Raw genomic sequence first — 17999 nt, 5'->3', positions numbered from 1 at the left:
CGCTCATTGTCACCGTCCGTGGCGGGCCGACGGTCACGGTCCGGCTGGGGGCGCGCGCAGCGGGGTATCGCCCGGACCGTAGGGCGCTTAGGCTGGGCAAGCGCGGGGGCCAGGTCCTTCCGCGTGCTCGGTGAGGCGAGTGATGGGGGCCGGATGGTGCTGGGGCTGGGTCTACTGCGAGAGGGTCGAGGGCTGCGGTTCGCCGCGCTCGGTACGCTGCTGGCGGTTTTCGCCGTGCCCGCGTACGCCGACGACCCGACGCCTCCCCCGCCGGCCTCGGTGACCGACATCAACCGGTCCCTCGAGCAGCTGCAGGCCGAGGCCGCCGCGATCCAGGCGGACTTCGCCAAGACGACCATCACGTACACCAACGCGCTGAAGACGGCCCAGACCGCTGAGGTCGCCGCCAAGCGGGCAGAGGCGTTCGCGGCCGCCTCCAAGACCAAGTCCGACGCCGAGCGCCGCCGCCTCGGCATCCTGACCGCCCAGGCCTACCAACTGGGCATCCCGACGGTGCTGGGAACCGAGTCGATGCTGTGGTCACTGGCGCCGGTCGCCGAGAACCTGCAGGAGATCGCGGACCGCCAGACCGCCATCAAGCAGCTCGGCAGCACCCAGGTCGCACAGTACAAGGCAGCGACGGCCGCTGAGTCGGCAGCCGGTACTGCGGCGTCGGACGCGGCGACCAAGCGGGCTGCAGCCGACAAGGCAGCCGAGACGGCGCAGCAGCTGAGCAAGGAAGTCCAGAGCAAGGCAGCGAGCGCGTCGATGGCCATGCAGGGCCAGCTCGCCGACCTGGCCGGTGCCACCCAGCTGTCCAAGCAACTGCAGACCACCCGCAACCAGCAGGCACTGTCCAACTGGCAGACCTACCTGACCGAGCTGGCCGCGACCAAGGTGACGCCGCCGGCCGCCAGCACGATCAAGAACCCTGCCAAGCTCCCGCGGGGTCTCCAGCCCCTCAAGGTGCGCGGGCGCCCCGTCGCGGGCGCGGCAGCTGTGGTCGATGGCGGACGCACTGTCCGGGTCCTCCCGGCCGAGACGATCCGCGCGGTCAACCGGGCCTTCGCCCTGCTCGGCAAGCCGTACGGCGTCGCCGCCACCGGCCCGGACAAGTACGGGTGCCTCGGCGCCGCCCGGGTCGCCTGGCAGCCGTACACGACGCTGCCGAACCTGATCGGCAAGGTCTACCCGAACTACCAGAAAGTGACCGCCGCCTCGGTCCAGCCCGGCGACCTCCTGGTGATGGGCAAGAAGTCGCTCGGCCTGTTCCACATCGGCATCGCCCTCGACAACGGCGAGATGATCGCCGCCGACGAGGCCAAGGGTTCCGTCGTCGTCACCTCCGTCCCGGACAGCCTGTACGCCGCCCTCCGCCCGACGCTCGGCCGACCCGCCAAGGCGCAGGTCGCCCCCGCCAGTACCTCCGGCGCGTACGCCTTCCGCTGCGGCAACACGACCACGACGTACGACGTCGGCACCGGCGAGTGGACCTGGCCGCTGGCCGAGGGCACCTACCAGATCGGTACCTCGTTCGGCCAGGCCGGGGCGGAGTGGGCCACCGGGTTCCACACCGGCCAGGACTTCCCGGCCGCGGTCGGTACTCCGGTCCGGGCTGCCACCGCCGGCACGGTGCGGATCGAGCACCCGGCGTGGGCCGGCAACCTGGTGCGCATCGACCACGGCAACGGCCTGGAGACGCTCTACGCGCACCTGGACTCGATCGACGTCGCCGACGGAGCACGGGTCTCGGCCGGCCAGCGGATCGGCGCCGTCGGCACCAAGGGCAACTCGACCGGCCCGCACCTGCACTTCGAGGTGCGCCTCGGTGGTGACGCGGTGAACCCGATGCCCTTCCTGGCGACCGGCAGCGCGAGTCTCGGCTGGGGTGGCTACAGCAACGGCCTGATCCCCGCGTCCAAGCTCTGCGGGATCACCTCTGGTCATGCGCTTCGCTGCGACGCGGCCGCGGCGTACCAGCAGTTGGCGAGTGCCTACAAGAAGGCCTTCGGCAAGACGCTGTGCATCACCGACTCCTACCGGTCCTACGCGTCCCAGGTCGACCTGTACGGCCGCAAGCCGTCCCTGGCCGCCCTGCCCGGTACGTCGAATCACGGCTGGGGTGTAGCCGTCGACCTCTGTGGTGGCATCGACCGCTTCGGCACAGCGCAGTACCGCTGGATGATGACCCACGCAGCCGCCTACGGCTGGGTCCACCCCGCCTGGGCCAGGCAAGGCGGCACCCGCGAAGAACCTTGGCACTGGGAATACGGCAACCCCGCCAGTGCCTGACCGCCCCCTCCGCTGGATCCACAAGCACCGATGGCTCTCCGGAGCCTGCACCGTCGTCCTCGTAGTCGTCCTCGGCGTTGCCGCGACTCCCTACCTGTCGGCCTTCGGCACCACCGACGGCTGGCAGGGCTACGGGAACGGCATGATGCCGGCCTCCAAGCTTTGCCGGATCGCCGGCGGTCACAAGCTCCGGTGTGACGCGGCTGCGGCGTACGGGGCGTTGGCGAAGGGTTACGAAGCGCACTTCGGGAAGGAGTTGTGCATCACCGACTCCTACCGGCCCTACCGTGCTCAGGTCGATCTGATCAGGCGGAAGCCGGGGCTGGGCGCCTTTCCCGGTACTTCGAACCACGGCTGGGGTGTCGCGGTGGATCTGTGTGACGGGATCAACGATTTCGGGACGCCGGAACACCTGTGGATGCAGGCGAACGCGGAGGCCTACGGCTGGGTGAATCCGGAGTGGGCGCGCGAAGGGGGCTCGCGGCAAGAACCGTGGCACTGGGAGTTCGTGCTGGGTGCCGGGCGGTAGACCGGCGACCACGTACGCTGGGAAGGTGGCCGAGAAGACCAGTCCCGACCGCACGGATCACAACATCACGCTGGACGCCCAGGACGATCGCTGGGAGTGGCGTCGCAAGATCCGAGCGGACCCGCGCAAGCACCTGATCTACCGGATGGGGGTCGGGGTGGTCGGTGGCCTGCTCCTCATCGCCGCGCCACTGACCGGGTGGCTGCCTGGACCAGGTGGCATCCCGTTGTTCATCGCGGGTCTGGCCGTGCTGTCGAGCGAATTCGAATGGGCGCAGCGGCTGCTCTACCGGGTGAAGGGCTGGGTCTACGAGTTCACCGCTTGGACCGGCAAGCAGCCGGCCTGGCTGAAGGCTCTCGGCACCGTCGCGCTGTTCCTCTGCGTGCTGGTGGCGATCTGGCTCTACCTGGCCGTGCTCGGTGTTCCCGGCTGGCTGCCGGACTCGTGGGAGTCCTTCCTCCACAAGCTGCCCCTGCTGGGGTAATCAGCTTGAGTCTCACATCAGTGTGAGGGTTTGAGAATGGCGGCATGAGCCGCCCGAACTCGTCCGCCGCGACCCTCGCCGTGCTGTCCGTCGCGCAGTTCCTGATCGCACTCGACTACTCGATCATCTACATCGCGTTGCCGAGCGTCGCCACGGACCTCAACCTCGATCCAGCCCTCGCCCAGTGGGTGATCAGCGCGTATGCCGTGCTGTTCGCCGGGTTCCTGGTGGTCGGCGGACGGCTCACGGACCGGCTCGGCGCCAAGCGGTTGTTCGTCACCGCGATCATCGGTTTCGGTCTCGCCAGCGCGGTCGGCGGTTTCGCCTCCGACGGCACAGTGCTCCTGATCGCGCGAGGCGCCCAAGGTCTCGGGGCAGCCTTGCTGCAGCCGGCGATCCTTGGCCTGATCGGCACCACCTTCACCGCCGGACCGGCCCGCAGCCGCGCTCTCGCCGTCTGGGGCTCGGTCGGCGCCTCCGGTCTTGCCGCCGGCGCGATCCTCGGCGGCGTACTGACCAGCGCGTCCTGGCGACTGACCTTCCTCGTCAACGTGCCGCTCACCCTGCTCGCGGCAGTGGGCGCGACCAGCTGGATCACCTCGAACTCCTCGAGAGTCGCCTCACGAGTGCCCTTTGTAGCCTCAGCCCTCGGTACCGCGACTGTCCTGGCGCTGGTGATCGGCCTGACCCTCGGCACCGCTCACCCCATGGCCGCGATCGTCAGCCTCGCGCTGGCAGCCGCCCTGTTCCTGGCGTTCGTCCGCAACGAGCGCAGGTCCACGAACGCCCTGATCGAGCGCGGACTACGCAGTACGGCTTCATTGAAAGCAGGCGCCGCCGCGACCGCGCTCTACATGGCCAGCGTCGGCTCGGAGTTCTACGTGCTGACGCTGCTTCTCCAATCCCAGAAGGGCTACACGCCCCTCCAAGCCGGCCTGGCGTTCCTCCCGCTCGCAGTACTCGTCACTGCCGGCAACACCGCCGCCGAACGCGCCGTACGCCGGTACGGCCCGGCTGTGGTTCTCGCCGCAGGCTTCGTGATCGCCGCTGTAGGGCTCCTGTGGCTAGCGCTCGCTCTGGACGGCACCTCGTACGCCGGGAGCCTGCTGCCCGGGTTGCTGCTCAGTGGATTCGGGCACGGGGTGATCTATACGTCCATGTTCATCATCGGAACTCACGACGTGGCTCCTGCCCAGCAGGGCACGGCTGGAGCCCTGCTGACGACGTCCCAGTACCTGGCCGGAGCCCTCACGATCGCCGTACTCACTCTGGTGCTCACCGCCTCCCCCGGGCCCGCCGAGTTCCGCACGGCCTTCCTGCTGACCACCGCGGCCGCAGCGGGTGGCGCAGTACTGGCACTGAGGCGGGCTGTGGTGAGCCAAGCGGTCACGCAGGAGTGCTGACGGCGTAGTCGCGGATCGGGAGTCCGCTGCTCCTCTTCTGGCCCATCCGGAGCATCTGGTTCAGCAGGAACGGGTTACCGAGCAGGCGGTTCCGCGCCGCTAGGCCGAAGCGAGTGCCCGGCGCCAGGAACTTGCCGGTGCGGTTGCCGCCGGACTGGCAAGCCTGAACAGGCTTGCGCAGTTGCCGTTCGTACGCCGCGAACGCGGCCGCGTGGTTGCCACCTGACATCTCCAACTCTCCCGCGAGCACGTAGGCCGCGACGATCGCGGTACCGGTTCCCATGCCGCCGACGGTTGCTCCGTAACCAGCGTCCCCCAGCAAGACGACCCGGCCGGACGACCAGCGGTCCACGTCGACGCGGCTGATCGAGTCGAAGTACAGCTCGGTGGAGTCGGCCAGACCGTCCAGGATCTGCGGCACGTGCCAGCCGAGTCCGCTGTAGGCCTCGCGGAGGATCGCGTGCTGCTGCGCCACGTCCCGCCGGTCGTAGGTCAGCTCAGGCGAGGCGAAGATGAACATCGCGCCCGCCCTGCCCGGATCCCGGTGGTCCACGCCGACGCTCGCGAGTCGGCCGGGCACGTTGTACATCAACGACTCTCCCTCGAGGCCGAAGGAGTTCGGCAGCTCCCACCCGGCGATGTAGTAGCCGAGGTGGCTGGCGTAGTCCCGCTCGGGCCCGAAGGCGAGTCGCCGTACGACGGAGTGCAGGCCATCGGCGCCGACGACCAGGTCGAAGGTCCGCGCGCTTCCGCTCTCGAAGGTGACGTCGACGCCGCCATCGTGCTGGTCGAGCGTGGCGATCGAGTCTCCGAAGATGTACTCCGCGTCGTGCTTGCTGTGGTCGTAGAGCACCTGGGAGAGATCCGAGCGCAGGACCTCCAGGTCTCCCCCGGCGAACTCCGGCGGCAGCCGCAGTACCTGCCGGCCGTTCTCGTCGACGAACCGCATCGCGCTACCGCCGGTCTGCCGGGCGCGGAGGTCGTCGAGCACGCCCATCCGTTCGAGGACGACCTTGTTCACATCGCCTCGGAAGTCGACCGCGTAACCGCCCTTGCGCAGCGCCGGAGCGAGCTCGACGACGGTCACCTCGTGGCCGTAACGCCCAAGCCAGTAAGCGATTGCGGGACCGGCGACACTCGCGCCGGAGATCAGGATCTTCATCGGAATCCTTCCTCGGACTAGAATTGTGTCCGGCGGACACAATAATGTGTATGGTAGACACAGTTGTTCGCCGACGCCAACCCGAGGAGCGAGGACCACCGCGATGACCGACCTGCTCTGGGGGCGTCAGCAGCCGCCGAGCCGCGGGCCGAAACCCGCGATGACGCTGGACGGCATCGCCCGCGCCGCGATCGCGATCGCCGACGCCGAAGGACTCGACGCCGTCTCCATGCAGCGCGTCGCCGGCGAACTGCCCTTCACCAAGATGGCCCTGTACCGCTACGTGCCGGGCAAGGCGGAACTCGTCGCCGTGATGACCGACCTCGCGATGGGCCTACCGCCCGAACACCCTGAACGGCCGTGGCGAGAGGCCCTCAAGACCTGGGCGCTCGACCTCTTCGCAGGCTTCGAGAAGCACCCCTGGCTACTTCTCTCGACGGTCGGCCGCCGCGCGCTCGGACCGAACGAGCTGACCTGGATGGACCGCGGAGTACAGGCTCTGGCCGGCAGCGGCCTGAGTGGCGGCGAGCAGCTCGACTCACTGGCGGTGATCGCCGGGCACGTGCGGACGATCGCCCAGCAGTCCCTGACGATGCCGGGCGGAACCGCGGGAACAACGGAAGAGGACATTACCGCCGCGCTCACGGAGGTCCTGAGCGCACACGCAGGCCGCTTCCCCAGCCTCGCGACGGCGATGCGAACGGCAGCCGGCTCGGAGAATCAGGGCCTGGAGTTCGGGCTCGATCGCATCCTCGACGGCATCGAGCTGCTGATCACCGCACGGAAGGGCTGAGCCTGGGCGCGTTGAAACGTTGCCGATAGGTGGACGCGCTCAACCCGTAGTGGGACTTGAACCGCCGGGCGAAGTAGTTCTGATCCGGCCAGCCCACCGACTCGCCGATCCGGCTGATCGGGTCGTCGGTGTGCAGCAGTCGATCGGCCGCGAGCTCGACCCGATGCCGGGACAGATAGGCCATCGGCGGCAGACCCGTGGCCGACTTGAAGAGACGCACCAGGTACCCCGGCGCCAGGTGCAGCTTGTCAGCCAACTCGGTGAGCGTCCACTGTCTGGCCGGATCGGCTTCCATCATCCGCATCGCGTCCAGCACGGCAGGATGTGTCTGGCCGCGAAGGTCGTCGCGCTCGCCGACCGTCCTCGCGACGCAACTCAGGTACAACGACAACCGGCCGACGATGTCGCCGCGATGCCGGCTGACCGGCCGGTCGCGCAACTGCCGCAGCCCGTCGAGGTGCTCGACACCCTCGGCGAAAGTGGCCGGATCGAGATGCGTGGTGAGGATGCCACGCCGCTGCGCCGAGAACGGTCCGGTCCACAACAGGTAACCCAGCAAGGGATCCTCGCGGGTCCAGGCCAGCTCACGCTGCACCAGGTCGGCCGAGAAGCAGCAGTTGTAGATCTCGAGCGCGCGGCATTCCTCGTACTCGTGCCAGACCCCCGGCCGGAGCAGAATCAGGTCGCCGACCGCGAGTTGCTGGCGTCCGGCGAGGCTGTGATGGACGCCTTCTCCCCCGGTAACCAGGGCGAGTTCGAAGAAGCTGTGCGTGTGCAGCGGATGCGATCCCTCGTGCACGTGCGGACCTGCGTGCACCAGCGTCCCGTCGACGAAGTGCAGCAGTGTCCCGGTGGTCCTGACGGGCTCGTCGGCCATGCCTCACGTTACCGCCCAAGGTGCATTTTGTGCTACCACGAGTGCACTGCGGGCTAGCCCCCGGCCGCCGTCGGCCGCAGGATCGTGGGACAGGCGAAACCTTCCCGCCACCAATCCGAAACAGAATCAAGCCCTTCGTCAGAGCAGTCACTGAATCGTTTCACTCGCCCCGGTTGGAGTCACATGTCGAACGTCGCCGCAGACAGCCCCCGCACCCCTGCCACCCCGCTCGCCGCTCCCTCCTCTCCCCGCTTCGAACACCGCACCGACGCCGGACCTGTGCTGGGCATCGGCACTGCCACTCCACGTCTGTCCTGGCAGGTCCCGGCCGCTGACGCCGGGTACGAGCAGACGGCGTACGAGGTCGAGATCCTCACCGGCGGCACGGCGCAGGTCCATCCGGTCGAGTCCGGCGAGCAGGTGCTGGTCGCTTGGCCGGGCGAGCCGTTGAGGTCGCGGGAGTCGGCGCAGGTCCGGGTACGGGTTCGGGGCGATGGTGACTGGAGCGAGTGGAGCGAGCCCGCGACGGTCGAGCCCGGACTGCTCAGTGGCGACGACTGGACAGCGCGGTTCGTGAGTCCGCGTGAGATCGGCGCCGTCGGTTCACCCGCTCCCGTGCTTGGCGGCGTACTGCAACTGCCTGAGGGGATCAGCAGCGCACGGCTGTACTCCACCGCGTACGGCATCTACCTGCCCGAGCTCAACGGCGAGCGAGTCGGCCAGGACGAGCTCGCGCCCGGCTGGACGGCGTACCAGCAGCGGCTTCGCTATCAGACGTACGACGTGACCGACCTCGTCCGCGCCGGCGAGAACCGGCTCGAGTTCCTGGTCGGCAACGGCTGGTACCGCGGTCGCCTCGGTTTCCACGGCAAGAAGTCCCTGTACGGCGACCGGCTGGCCGTCCTCGCGCAGCTCGAGGTCACCACCACCGACGGCGAGGTTCACGTCTTCGGCAGCGACGACACCTGGACCGCACACGAGAGCGCGATCATCGCCGACGACCTGTACGACGGCCAGAGCACCGACCTCCGCCGGGTCGCGGGCGAGGCCACCGCGGTCGACGTGCTCGACGCCGACCTCAACCTCCTCGTCGCGCCCGATGGCCCGCCGGTACGAGTCACCGACGTCCTGCCGGCCCTCGAGATCACCACCTCGCCGGCGGGCAAGACGTTGGTCGACTTCGGGCAGAACCTCGTCGGCCGGGTCCGGCTCAAGGTTCGTGGTGGATCCGCCGGCGACGAGGTCGTACTGCGGCACGCCGAGGTACTGGAGAACGGCGAGCTCGGCGTACGCCCGCTCCGCACGGCCAAGGCCACCGACACCTACATCCTCGCCGGGCCCGACGAGGTGACGCTCGACTCTCCGCTCACCTTCCACGGCTTCCGGTACGCCGAAGTCACCGGCGTCCCGGATCTTCGCAAGGAGGACCTCGAGGCCGTCGTGATCAACTCCGACCTGCGCCGGACCGGCTGGTTCGAGTCGTCGCACGAGCTGCTCAACCGCTTCCACGACAACGTGGTCTGGGGGATGCGCGGCAACTTCGTCGACGTACCGACGGACTGTCCCCAGCGCGACGAGCGGCTCGGCTGGACCGGCGACATCCAGGTCTTCTCCCCCACCGCGAGCTTCCTGTTCGACACCGCCGGGTTCCTCACCGGCTGGCTGGCCGATCTGGCCGCCGAGCAGCAGAAGGACGGCTCGGTGCCGTTCGTCGTACCGGACATCCTCCGGCAGGCCGGACCGGCGACCGCGGCCTGGGGTGACGCGGCAACGATCGTGCCCTGGGTGATCTACGAGCGGACCGGGGACGTCGGACTGCTGGCCCGTCAGCTGCCGAGCATGCGGGCGTGGGTGGACCGGATGGCCGACCTGGCCGGCAACGACCTGCTCTGGGCCGGCGGATTCCAGTTCGGCGACTGGCTCGATCCGACGGCGCCGCCGGAGAACCCCTTCCGTGCGAAGGCGGACCCCGACGTCATCGCCACCGCGCACCTCGCCCGCTCCGCCGAGGTGGTCGCTCAGGCGGCCGAGCTGGTCGGCGATGCGGAACTGGCGCGGGAGTACGCCGACCTGGCCGCGCGCGTCCGGCAGGCGTTCGCGGCGGAGTACACCACGGACGGCGGGCGCGTCCTGAGCGATGCCGCGACAACCTACGCCCTCGCGCTCCAGTGGGCCCTCCTGCCGACCGACGAACAGCGCCGTCGCGCCGGGGAACGCCTCGCGGATCTGGTCCGTACGGCGGGCTTCCGGATCAGCACCGGATTCGTCGGGACGCCGCTGATGGCCGACGCGTTGGCCGATTCCGGACATCCTGACCTCGCATACCGGCTTCTGCTGCAGACAGGCTGCCCCTCTTGGCTGTACGCAGTGACGATGGGCGCGACGACGGTCTGGGAACGCTGGGACAGCATGCTGCCGGACGGCAGCATCAACCCCGGCCAGATGACGTCGTTCAACCACTACGCGCTCGGCGCGGTGGCCGACTGGATGCACCGCCGGGTCGCCGGTCTCGCACCAGGCGATCCGGGCTACCGCACGATCGTCGTACGCCCGCTCCTCACCTCACAACTCACTAGTGCGGCGGCGAAGCACCTCACGCCGTACGGCGAGGCCGCCGTCTCGTGGAGCCGATCGGACGGACAGGTGCGGCTCAGCGTCACCGTGCCGGTTGGATCACGGGCAGAGGTCCACGTACCTGGCGAAAACGCACCGAGCAGCGTCGGTCACGGCACGCACGAGTGGACTGCCGACGACCCGTACGCCGTGGCTCCGCAACTGCCGGCCGATGCGAGCATCCGGCAACTGATGGACCACGAAGCCAGCTGGGACGCGGTCGCCACCGCGGCCCGGAACCACGAGATCGTCACCGATGACGCCGAGCTCGCCGCCCGGCTCGAGCGCTACCTCGACCAGCCGGCCGCTCAGCTGGTCGAAGCCATCAGCCCACGGGGCTTCTCGCCCACCGCCGAGGCCCTGCAGGCCGAGCTCGACGGTCTACTCCACCCCTGATGAACATCCCTTGGAGGTCATGATGACGTTCCGCCCACGCATGAGAGGACTTGCCGTCGTTGCGGCCGGCTCGCTTGCGCTGACCGCCTGCAGCGCGGGCAGTCTCGGCTCCAGTGACGATGCAGGCGGCGCCGCATCGGTCAGCATCACCTACCTGGCCGGCAATCTGGAGCAGGACGTCAAGGAGGCCAACCAGCTCATCAAGGACTTCAACGCCAAGAACCCCACCGTCACGGTCAAGCTCGAGACCCGGCCGGGCGGCAGCGAGGGTGACAACATCGTCAAGACCCGGCTGTCGACCGGCGACATGTCCGACGTGTTCGCCTACAACACCGGTTCGCTGTTCCAGGCGATCGCACCGGAGAAGAACCTCACGCCGATCAGCGACCAGCCCTACATCGGTGACCTGGACGAGAACTTCAAGAAGACGGTGACGGCCGGCGACAAGGTCTACGGGGTGCCGTCCGGCGGCTTCATGGGCGGCGCGGTCCTCTACAGCATCCCGGTCTACACCAGGCTCGGGCTGAAGGTCCCGGCGACGTGGGCCGAGTTCATGGCGAACAACGCCAAGATCAAGGCGGCGGGGATCGCGCCGGTGATCCAGACCTACGGCGAGACCTGGACGTCGCAGCTGTTCGTCCTCGGCGACTTCCACAATGTCGCGGCGGTCGAGCCGGACTTCGCCGACCGGTACACGAAGAACCAGGCGAAGTACGCCACCTCCCCGGCCGCCCTGAAGGGCTTCGAGCACACCCAACAGGTGCACGACTCCGGCTACGAGAACAAGGACTTCGCCTCGGCCAAGCTCCCCGACGGCCTCCGCATGCTTGCCCAGGGCAAGGGTGCGCACTACCCGATCCTGACCGGTGTGGTCAACGACATGGTCTCCACCTACCCCAACGCCGCCAAGGACGTCGGACTGTTCGCGCTGCCTGGTGACGACGCGAGCAAGAACGGCCTGACCGTGTGGACTCCCGGCGGCGTCTACATCCCGACCACCACGACCGGCGACAAGCTGGAGGCGGCGAAGAAGTTCCTCGCCTTCATCGCCAGCCCGGACGGCTGCAAGTCCCTGGCCACCACGGGCGTCCCGACCGGCCCGTACGCGGTCAAGGGATGCGAACTGCCGGCCGACGTACCGCAGTCGATCAAGGACATGCAGCCCTACCTCGACAAGTCTGGTGGCTCCAGCCTGGCGCTGGAGTTCGTGTCGCCGGTCAAGGGCCCGTCGCTGGAGCAGATCACCGTCGAGGTCGGCTCCGGCATCCAGAAGGCCAAGGACGGCGCCGCCCGGTACGACGAGGACGTCAAGAAGCAGGCGCAGCAGCTCGGGCTGGCGGGTTGGTGAGGTCTGTGACCGTCACCTCGATCCGCCCTCGCTCCCACGCTGACGCAACCCCGGCCGCACGTGCGGCCGGGGGGAAGATCTACACGCCGTACAAGTACTGGTTCTACCTGCCCGCCGCGGTGCTCTACGGGGTGCTGTTCGTCGTTCCGACCTTCGCCTCGTTCTACTACAGCCTGACCCGGTGGACCCTGTTCGATTCGAAGTTCATCGGCCTGGACAACTTCAGGCTGTTCTTCTCCGAGCCCCAGCTGGTCAAGGGCTTCACCAACACGCTGATCTACGCGTTCATCACCTCCGGGTCGAAGGTGGTCCTGGGCCTGCTGCTGGCCGTGCTGCTGACCTCCCGGATCGTCGGCCGGGCCTATCTCCGGTCGGTCGTCTTCTTCCCTGTGCTGGCCAGCACGATCGGCGTCGCCATCATGTTCACCGTGCTGATGAACCCCGAACGCGGGCTGATCAACGGCGCGCTGGGCCTGATCGGCATCGACGGGCCGGGCTGGCTGACAGACCCGAAGTACGCGTTGATGTCGGTCGCGCTGGTCGACGTGTGGAAGGGCGTCGGGCTGGCCACCCTGATCTACATCGCCGGCATCGTGTCGATCCCGCGCGAGTACATGGAGGCCGCCCGGGTCGACGGAGCCGGCGCCTGGGAGACGTTCCGCCGGATCGTGCTGCCGCTGTCCCGGCCGGCCACCGTCACCGTGATCATCCTGTCCCTGATCGGCGGCCTGCGGTCGTTCGAGCTGATCTGGGTGATGACACGCGGCGGTCCCGGCTTCACCTCGGACGTGATCGCCTCCGTCATCTACAAGCAGTACCAGGCCGGGTTCTACGGTCTGTCGACGGCCGGCAACGTGGTGCTGTTCCTCGTGGTCACCGCGATCATCCTGCCGCTGTCATGGTTCCTGAACCGCAAGGAGGTGGACATGTGAGCACCGCCGAACTCGTGAATCACAAGCCGGGCCGCAACTATCTGCTCAGCGCGGTCGCGATCCTGGCCTCGATCGTGGTGTTCGTCATCCCGTTCGCCTTCATCGTGCTGACCGCGATCAAGGACCGGCAGCAGTCCGCGCTGCTCGACTTCTCCTGGCCGCACCAGCTCCGCATCGTCCAGAACTTCGTCGAGGTCGTCCAGGCTCGCGACTACATGCTGGTGATCGCCTACATCAACAGCACGATCCTGACCGTGGCCAGCGTCACCGGCATGGTGGTGCTGGCGGCGATGGCCGGATTCGTGCTGCAGCGACGCCGGAGCCGGTGGAACCCGTTCATCAACTTCCTGGTGCTGTCCGGGCTGATCATCCCGCCGGCCGTCGTCCCGACGATCTGGGTGCTGCAGAGCCTCGGCCTGTTCCGGACCATGTCCGGGCTGATCCTGATCGAGATCGCGTTCGGGCTGTCGTTCTGCATCCTGCTCTTCCGGGCGTTCGTCGCGACGATCCCCCGCGAGCTCGACGAGGCGGCGATCATCGACGGCGCCGGACCGCTGCGGCTGTTCTTCCGGGTCATCTTCCCGCTGCTGAGATCGGTCATCGTGACGGTCGTCGTGGTCCAGTCGGTGGCGGTCTTCAACGACTTCGTGAATCCGCTGTACTTCCTGCCCGGCGACCAGAACGCGACCGTCCAGCTGACCCTCTACAACTTCCAGAGCCAGTTCAGCACCCAGTACAACCTGCTCTTCATGAACATCCTGCTGATCACCATCCCGCCCCTGATCATGTTCCTGTTCTTCAACCGCCAGATCGTCGCCGGCCTGACCTCAGGCGCGGTGAAGGGCTGATCCGTACGATGTCGCTATCGACATCGGAGGGTTTGCGATGGGGTTCTACGCCGAACGCGTCGTACCGCGGATCGTCAACGTCGCGTGCGGGGCGAAGTCAGCGGGTCCACTGCGGGAACGGGTCTGCGAAGGGCTGACGGGTGAGGTCGTCGAGATCGGGTTCGGCACGGGTCACAACGTTCCCTACTACCCGCTGACGGTGACGAGCGTGACCGCCGTCGAGCCGTCCGATCTCGGCTGGCGACTCGCGGCCGATCGGGTCGCGGCGGCCGGCGTCCCGGTGCAGCGAGCCGGGCTCGACGGTCAGTCGCTGCCGTTCGGCGACGACACCTTCGACGCGGCCCTGTCCACCTGGACGCTCTGCACGATCCCCGATGTGAACGCCGCCCTCCACGAAGTACGTCGGGTGCTCAAGCCTGGTGGGACCCTGCACTTCGTCGAGCACGGGCTGGCGCCGAAGGAAGACGAGTCGGTACGCCGGTGGCAGCGGCGCCTCGATCTACTGGAGCAGCGGCTCTTCGGCGGTTGCCATCTCGACCGCCCGATCGTCGAGCTGGTGACCGCGGCGGGGTTCACGATCACCGAGCTCGACGTCTTCTACGAGAAGGGTTCACCGAAGACTATCGGCGCCTTCTCCCTCGGAGTGGCGACTTCAGGCAGTGTTTCGGACGAGTAGGTAGGCCTCTACAGGTCCGCGTAGTACTGCTCGACGGCGTCGTAGTCGACTGAGCTGTCGGGCTTCATGCCGAGCGCGTCGTAGTGCTTGCGGCGGGCGCGCATGTCGGCCAACAGGATCGCCCGCGCGTGCGTGGCCACTTCCTGGGCCACCTCGGCCGGTACGACGATCACTCCGTCGTCGTCACAGCCGACCATGTCGCCCGGGCTCACCTGAGTACCTCCGCAGGCGATCGTGGACTGCGTCTCGACCACCTTGATCCGGCCCGGGATGATGGTGCGGCCGCGGTGCCGCGAGCAGATCGGCGTGCGCTGCGCGGTGATCTCGGCGGTGTCGCGGCAGTACCCGTCGGTGACGATGCCGGCCGCGCCGCGGGAGACCGCGCCCATCCCGTTCTCCGAGCCCCAGAAGCCGACCTCCTTGCCGCCGCCGGCGTCCATCACCACGACATGGCCGGGCTGCAGGTCGTCCGGCAGCTTGACGTTGCCGGTCTCCTCGAACCAGATCCGGTGCGCCTCGACGATGTCCTGGGTGTTGTCGAGCCGCCACATCGGCCGGTTCGACGGGACGGCCCGGATGGTCGCGGCCTGGCCCCAGAACTTCATCCCGAGCCACAGCGGCCGCACGTCCGGCGACATCAGGCCGATGTCGAAGTAGCCGATGCCGTCGAGCGCGTCGGCCACGTCCACCACCCGCAGGTGCCGGTACAGGCTGGACAGGTCGTTGGCGTCGGCGGTCTCGGTGGATTGGCTGGTGACAGTCATGGACAGACCTTTCAGTTGATCCGGTAGAAGTGCGCGGCGGTGCCTCCGAGGACCGCCGCTAGATCGTTCGGGTCGTCGAGCAGGTGCTCGACGGAACCGCGCAGGCTGCTCCACGCGGTCTGGTAGTCGGCCCGCAGCAGCACGACGGGCCAGTTGCTCGCGAGCATCAGCCGCTCTGCACCGAAGCAGTCGACGACCCACCTCAGGAAGGGATCCAGCTCGTCGTCAGGCCACCGCGGCAGCGCTGTGAGCAGATCGATGCCGAGGGATACCTTGAGCGCGATCCCGGGACACTCGGCCAACTGCCGCAACTGCCCGGCCCACGGCTCCCACCCGCCCGAGTCCAGGGGTGGCCGGCCAAGGTGATCCACGATGATCCGCAACTCCGGTACTGCGTGCGCCAGCTCCGTGACAGCCGCCGTCTGTGCCGCGGTGACCGGTACGACGTCCCAGCTCAACCCGGCCTCGGCGAGTTCCCTGAAGAGCTCGACCGAGTCAGGCTTGGTCAGCCAGTCCAGGGGATCCCGCGCGATCAGGCAGCGCACTCCCCTGAGGTAGGGATTCCGCTGTCGCGCGAGCTCGGCCCGGGCCGCGATGGGATCGGACAGCGGCAGCCAGCCGACAACCGCGTGGACGAACGACGCGTCGACGGCATACGCGGCCAGACGGTCGTTCTCGGCGGGCTCGTCGACGGACTGGATCAGCACGGTGCCGTCCACGCCCGCCGCGGCGAGCTCGGTGCGCAGATCGTCCGGGGTGTAGTCCCTCGCGATCGCCCCGTGCCGGTCGTCCCGCCAAGGTTGTTCCTGCGCGGCGACCCGCCAGAAGTGATGATGCGCGTCGATCACGGGCATCTCAGCGTCCTTCCCACTCGATCGTCCGGTGCTCCAGGAACGCGGCCACACCTGACTTGAAGTCCTGGCTGGAGTAGACGGACGCGAGTACGTCGTCCGCGTCGACGCCCGGGCCGTCCCGGTCGATCCGCCGCTCGACCTCCTTCAGGGCGGCCAGCGTCAGCGGAGCGTTCCCGCAGATCAGCTGCAGCAACTCGTCCACCTGCTGGTCAAGCGAGTCCCGTTCGATGATCTCCGTGACGAAGCCCGCCGTCAGCGCTTCCGTTGCCGGGAGCAACCGCGCGGTCAGCAGCATTGCCATCGTCCGGCCCGCTCCGAGCCGCTGCCGGAGCCTCGCCACCACGGCCGGCGGCAACGTGTTGCCCAGCGTTCGAGCCACTGGAGCTCCGAAGACCGCGTCAGGCGTGGCGACCACCAGATCGCAACAGGCGGCAAGTGCCAGCCCGGCGCCAACCGCAGGACCTTCGACGATCCCGACCACTGGTACGCGGATGTCCAGCAGGCTCGCGATCACTCGGCCGACCCGATGCTCGTATTCGACGCCTTGCTCGCCGGTCTCGAAGTCCGCGAACTGCCGGATATCAGTGCCCGCGGCAAACGCCTCGCCACCCGCGCCGCGCAGCGCGACGACCCGGATCCCGGGGTCCTCGGCCACGAGATCCCGCACCCGCAGCAGGCCGTCGTACATGGGCCAGGTGATCGCGTTGCGCCGCCCGGGGTTCGACAGCCACAGCCGCAGGATCGGGCCTTCGCGCTCGACCACCAGCTCGCCTGAGCTCATCGCGCCTGCTCTTCAGCCGCCGGCTCACCCTGTTCTTCGGCCGCGAGCTCACCCAGTACTTCGGCCGTGTGCTCACCGAGCAGGGGTGGGTGCCGCCGGATGCCGGCGGGAGTGCCGCTCAGCCGCACGGGTGAGCCGAGCACCCGGACCTTGCCCTCCACGGGGTGGTCGATCTCCTGGACCATCCCGCGCGCCCGGACGTGCGGATCTTCGTCGAGCACCTGCCGGTAGTCGCGGATCGGTCCCGCCGGTACGCCGGCCGCCAGCAACAGGGTGACCCATTCGTCCGTGGTCGCCGCGGCCAGCTTCTCCTCGAGGTCGGCCGCCAGCTCGTCGCGGTGTGCCATCCGGTCGGTATTCGTGAGGTAGCGCGGATCCGTCCGCAAGTGGGTGACCTCCAGGGCCGTGCACAGTCGTTGCCAGAGGCGCTCATTGTTGGCGCCGAGGGTCAGGTACCCATCCTTCGTCCGCAATGCCTGATATGGCGCCGACATCCGGTTGGCCGAGCCCAGCGGCTGCGGCACCTGGCCGGTCGCCCAGTACTCGGTCGACTCCCAGACCGACATCGCCAGCGCGGACTCGAACAGCGAAGTCTCCACATGCTGCCCCCGCCCGTTGCGGGTCCGCGCGTGCACCGCCGAGACGATGCCGAACGCACAGAACATGCCCGCGCCGAGATCCCCGACCGGCAGCCCGCACTTCACCGGTACTCCGCCCGGTGCACCGGTGATGCTCATGACGCCCGACATCGCCTGGGCGATCAGGTCGTACCCGGGCCGGTCGGCGTACGGGCCGGTCTGGCCGAAGCCGGAGACGCTCGCGTAGATCAGGCGTGGGTTGAGCTCGGCGAGGGTCTCGTAGTCGACGCTCAGCCGCTTCGTCACGCCGGGGCGGAAGTTCTCCACCACGATGTCGGCGGTCCGCACCAGCCGGTGGAAGTCCGCGAGGCCTTCGGGCGACTTGAGGTCGAGGCAGACGCTGCGCTTGTTCCGGTTCAGGGCAAGGAAGGCGCGGCTGTCCTCGCCGTGCACCGCGTATCCCCAGGACCGGCGGGTCTGGTCACCTGACTGCGGGTTCTCGATCTTGATCACGTCCGCGCCCAGGTCGGCCAGTAGCATCGTGCAGAACGGGCCCGCCATCACCTGGGTCAGATCCAGCACCCGCAGTCCGTCCAGGGCGCCTTCGGTCGACGCCTCGTCGCCGGTCCGCGGTGAGGTCTCGGGTGTGGTCTCCTGCGGCGTGCTCAC

At 68.4% G+C, this 17999-nt stretch carries 16 protein-coding genes; 10 read left to right on the top strand and 6 right to left on the bottom strand.

The annotated features are described in order from the left end of the window. Positions 1 to 153: 153 nt before the first annotated feature. Genes ACFPJ1_RS34595 through ACFPJ1_RS34580 form a run of 4 tightly spaced genes read left to right on the top strand, consistent with a single transcriptional unit; the run spans position 154 to position 4708 of the window. Positions 154 to 2292, top strand: a complete 2139-nt coding sequence (locus ACFPJ1_RS34595) for a peptidoglycan DD-metalloendopeptidase family protein (protein WP_380110508.1) — start codon at positions 154 to 156, stop codon at positions 2290 to 2292. Next, complete coding sequence (locus ACFPJ1_RS34590; RefSeq protein WP_380110507.1) at positions 2285 to 2821, top strand: M15 family metallopeptidase; 537 nt, start codon at positions 2285 to 2287, stop codon at positions 2819 to 2821. Before ACFPJ1_RS34595 ends, ACFPJ1_RS34590 begins: the two co-directional genes overlap by 8 nt. A 25-nt stretch (positions 2822 to 2846) precedes the next feature. After that, positions 2847 to 3305 (top strand): PGPGW domain-containing protein, encoded by a 459-nt coding sequence (locus tag ACFPJ1_RS34585; protein WP_380110506.1) that lies wholly within the window; start codon positions 2847 to 2849, stop codon positions 3303 to 3305. 44 nt (positions 3306 to 3349) lie between these two features. Further along, entirely contained in the window at positions 3350 to 4708 is a 1359-nt protein-coding gene (locus tag ACFPJ1_RS34580; RefSeq protein ID WP_380110505.1) for an MFS transporter, read from the top strand. On the opposite strand, the gene ACFPJ1_RS34575 is transcribed toward ACFPJ1_RS34580, so the two are convergent. Then, a complete protein-coding gene (locus ACFPJ1_RS34575) occupies positions 4692 to 5870 on the bottom strand; it encodes an FAD-dependent monooxygenase (RefSeq protein WP_380110504.1) in 1179 nt (392 codons plus the stop codon). The genes ACFPJ1_RS34580 and ACFPJ1_RS34575 overlap by 17 nt on opposite strands. Before the next feature lie 103 nt (positions 5871 to 5973). Here ACFPJ1_RS34575 and ACFPJ1_RS34570 point away from each other — a divergent pair, with 103 nt between their 5' ends. After that, positions 5974 to 6663, top strand: coding sequence for a TetR/AcrR family transcriptional regulator (locus tag ACFPJ1_RS34570; RefSeq protein ID WP_380110503.1), 690 nt, complete (start codon positions 5974 to 5976; stop codon positions 6661 to 6663). On the opposite strand, the gene ACFPJ1_RS34565 is transcribed toward ACFPJ1_RS34570, so the two are convergent. Beyond that, on the bottom strand, positions 6644 to 7540 hold the full coding sequence (locus ACFPJ1_RS34565) for an AraC family transcriptional regulator (protein WP_380110502.1): 897 nt from the start codon (positions 7538 to 7540) through the stop codon (positions 6644 to 6646). The genes ACFPJ1_RS34570 and ACFPJ1_RS34565 overlap by 20 nt on opposite strands. A gap of 183 nt (positions 7541 to 7723) precedes the next feature. Between ACFPJ1_RS34565 and ACFPJ1_RS34560 the strand changes: the two genes are divergently transcribed. The 5 genes from ACFPJ1_RS34560 to ACFPJ1_RS34540 are packed head-to-tail and all read left to right on the top strand — an operon-like array spanning position 7724 to position 14353. Further along, the gene (locus ACFPJ1_RS34560; RefSeq protein ID WP_380110501.1) at positions 7724 to 10549 is read left to right on the top strand and encodes a family 78 glycoside hydrolase catalytic domain; all 2826 of its coding nucleotides are present in this window, start codon (positions 7724 to 7726) and stop codon (positions 10547 to 10549) included. A 40-nt stretch (positions 10550 to 10589) separates the two neighbouring features. Then, entirely contained in the window at positions 10590 to 11897 is a 1308-nt protein-coding gene (locus tag ACFPJ1_RS34555) for an ABC transporter substrate-binding protein (RefSeq protein WP_380110500.1), read from the top strand. Between the two features lie 5 nt (positions 11898 to 11902). Beyond that, entirely contained in the window at positions 11903 to 12829 is a 927-nt protein-coding gene (locus ACFPJ1_RS34550) for a carbohydrate ABC transporter permease (RefSeq protein ID WP_380110499.1), read from the top strand. Further along, on the top strand, positions 12826 to 13677 hold the full coding sequence (locus ACFPJ1_RS34545; protein WP_380110498.1) for a carbohydrate ABC transporter permease: 852 nt from the start codon (positions 12826 to 12828) through the stop codon (positions 13675 to 13677). Before ACFPJ1_RS34550 ends, ACFPJ1_RS34545 begins: the two co-directional genes overlap by 4 nt. Before the next feature lie 37 nt (positions 13678 to 13714). Next, positions 13715 to 14353, top strand: a complete 639-nt coding sequence (locus tag ACFPJ1_RS34540) for a class I SAM-dependent methyltransferase (protein ID WP_380110497.1) — start codon at positions 13715 to 13717, stop codon at positions 14351 to 14353. A gap of 8 nt (positions 14354 to 14361) precedes the next feature. Here the strand turns inward: ACFPJ1_RS34540 and ACFPJ1_RS34535 are convergent, their stop codons facing one another. From ACFPJ1_RS34535 to ACFPJ1_RS34520, 4 genes are read right to left on the bottom strand one after another with little or no spacing between them, the layout of a single operon-like run. Next, on the bottom strand, positions 14362 to 15117 hold the full coding sequence (locus ACFPJ1_RS34535) for an RraA family protein (protein WP_380110496.1): 756 nt from the start codon (positions 15115 to 15117) through the stop codon (positions 14362 to 14364). An 11-nt stretch (positions 15118 to 15128) separates the two neighbouring features. Beyond that, a complete protein-coding gene (locus ACFPJ1_RS34530) occupies positions 15129 to 15971 on the bottom strand; it encodes an amidohydrolase family protein (protein ID WP_380110495.1) in 843 nt (280 codons plus the stop codon). 1 nt (position 15972) lies between these two features. Beyond that, positions 15973 to 16752, bottom strand: coding sequence for an enoyl-CoA hydratase (locus ACFPJ1_RS34525; protein WP_380110494.1), 780 nt, complete (start codon positions 16750 to 16752; stop codon positions 15973 to 15975). Beyond that, the gene (locus ACFPJ1_RS34520; RefSeq protein WP_380110493.1) at positions 16749 to 17999 is read right to left on the bottom strand and encodes a CaiB/BaiF CoA transferase family protein; all 1251 of its coding nucleotides are present in this window, start codon (positions 17997 to 17999) and stop codon (positions 16749 to 16751) included. Before ACFPJ1_RS34520 ends, ACFPJ1_RS34525 begins: the two co-directional genes overlap by 4 nt.

The sequence above is a fragment of the Kribbella qitaiheensis genome (assembly GCF_042657745.1).
GTDB classification, from domain to species: domain Bacteria; phylum Actinomycetota; class Actinomycetes; order Propionibacteriales; family Kribbellaceae; genus Kribbella; species Kribbella qitaiheensis.
The sequence above is the reverse complement of the archived record's forward strand: the minus strand, read 5'-3'. Positions and strand labels throughout refer to the sequence as shown.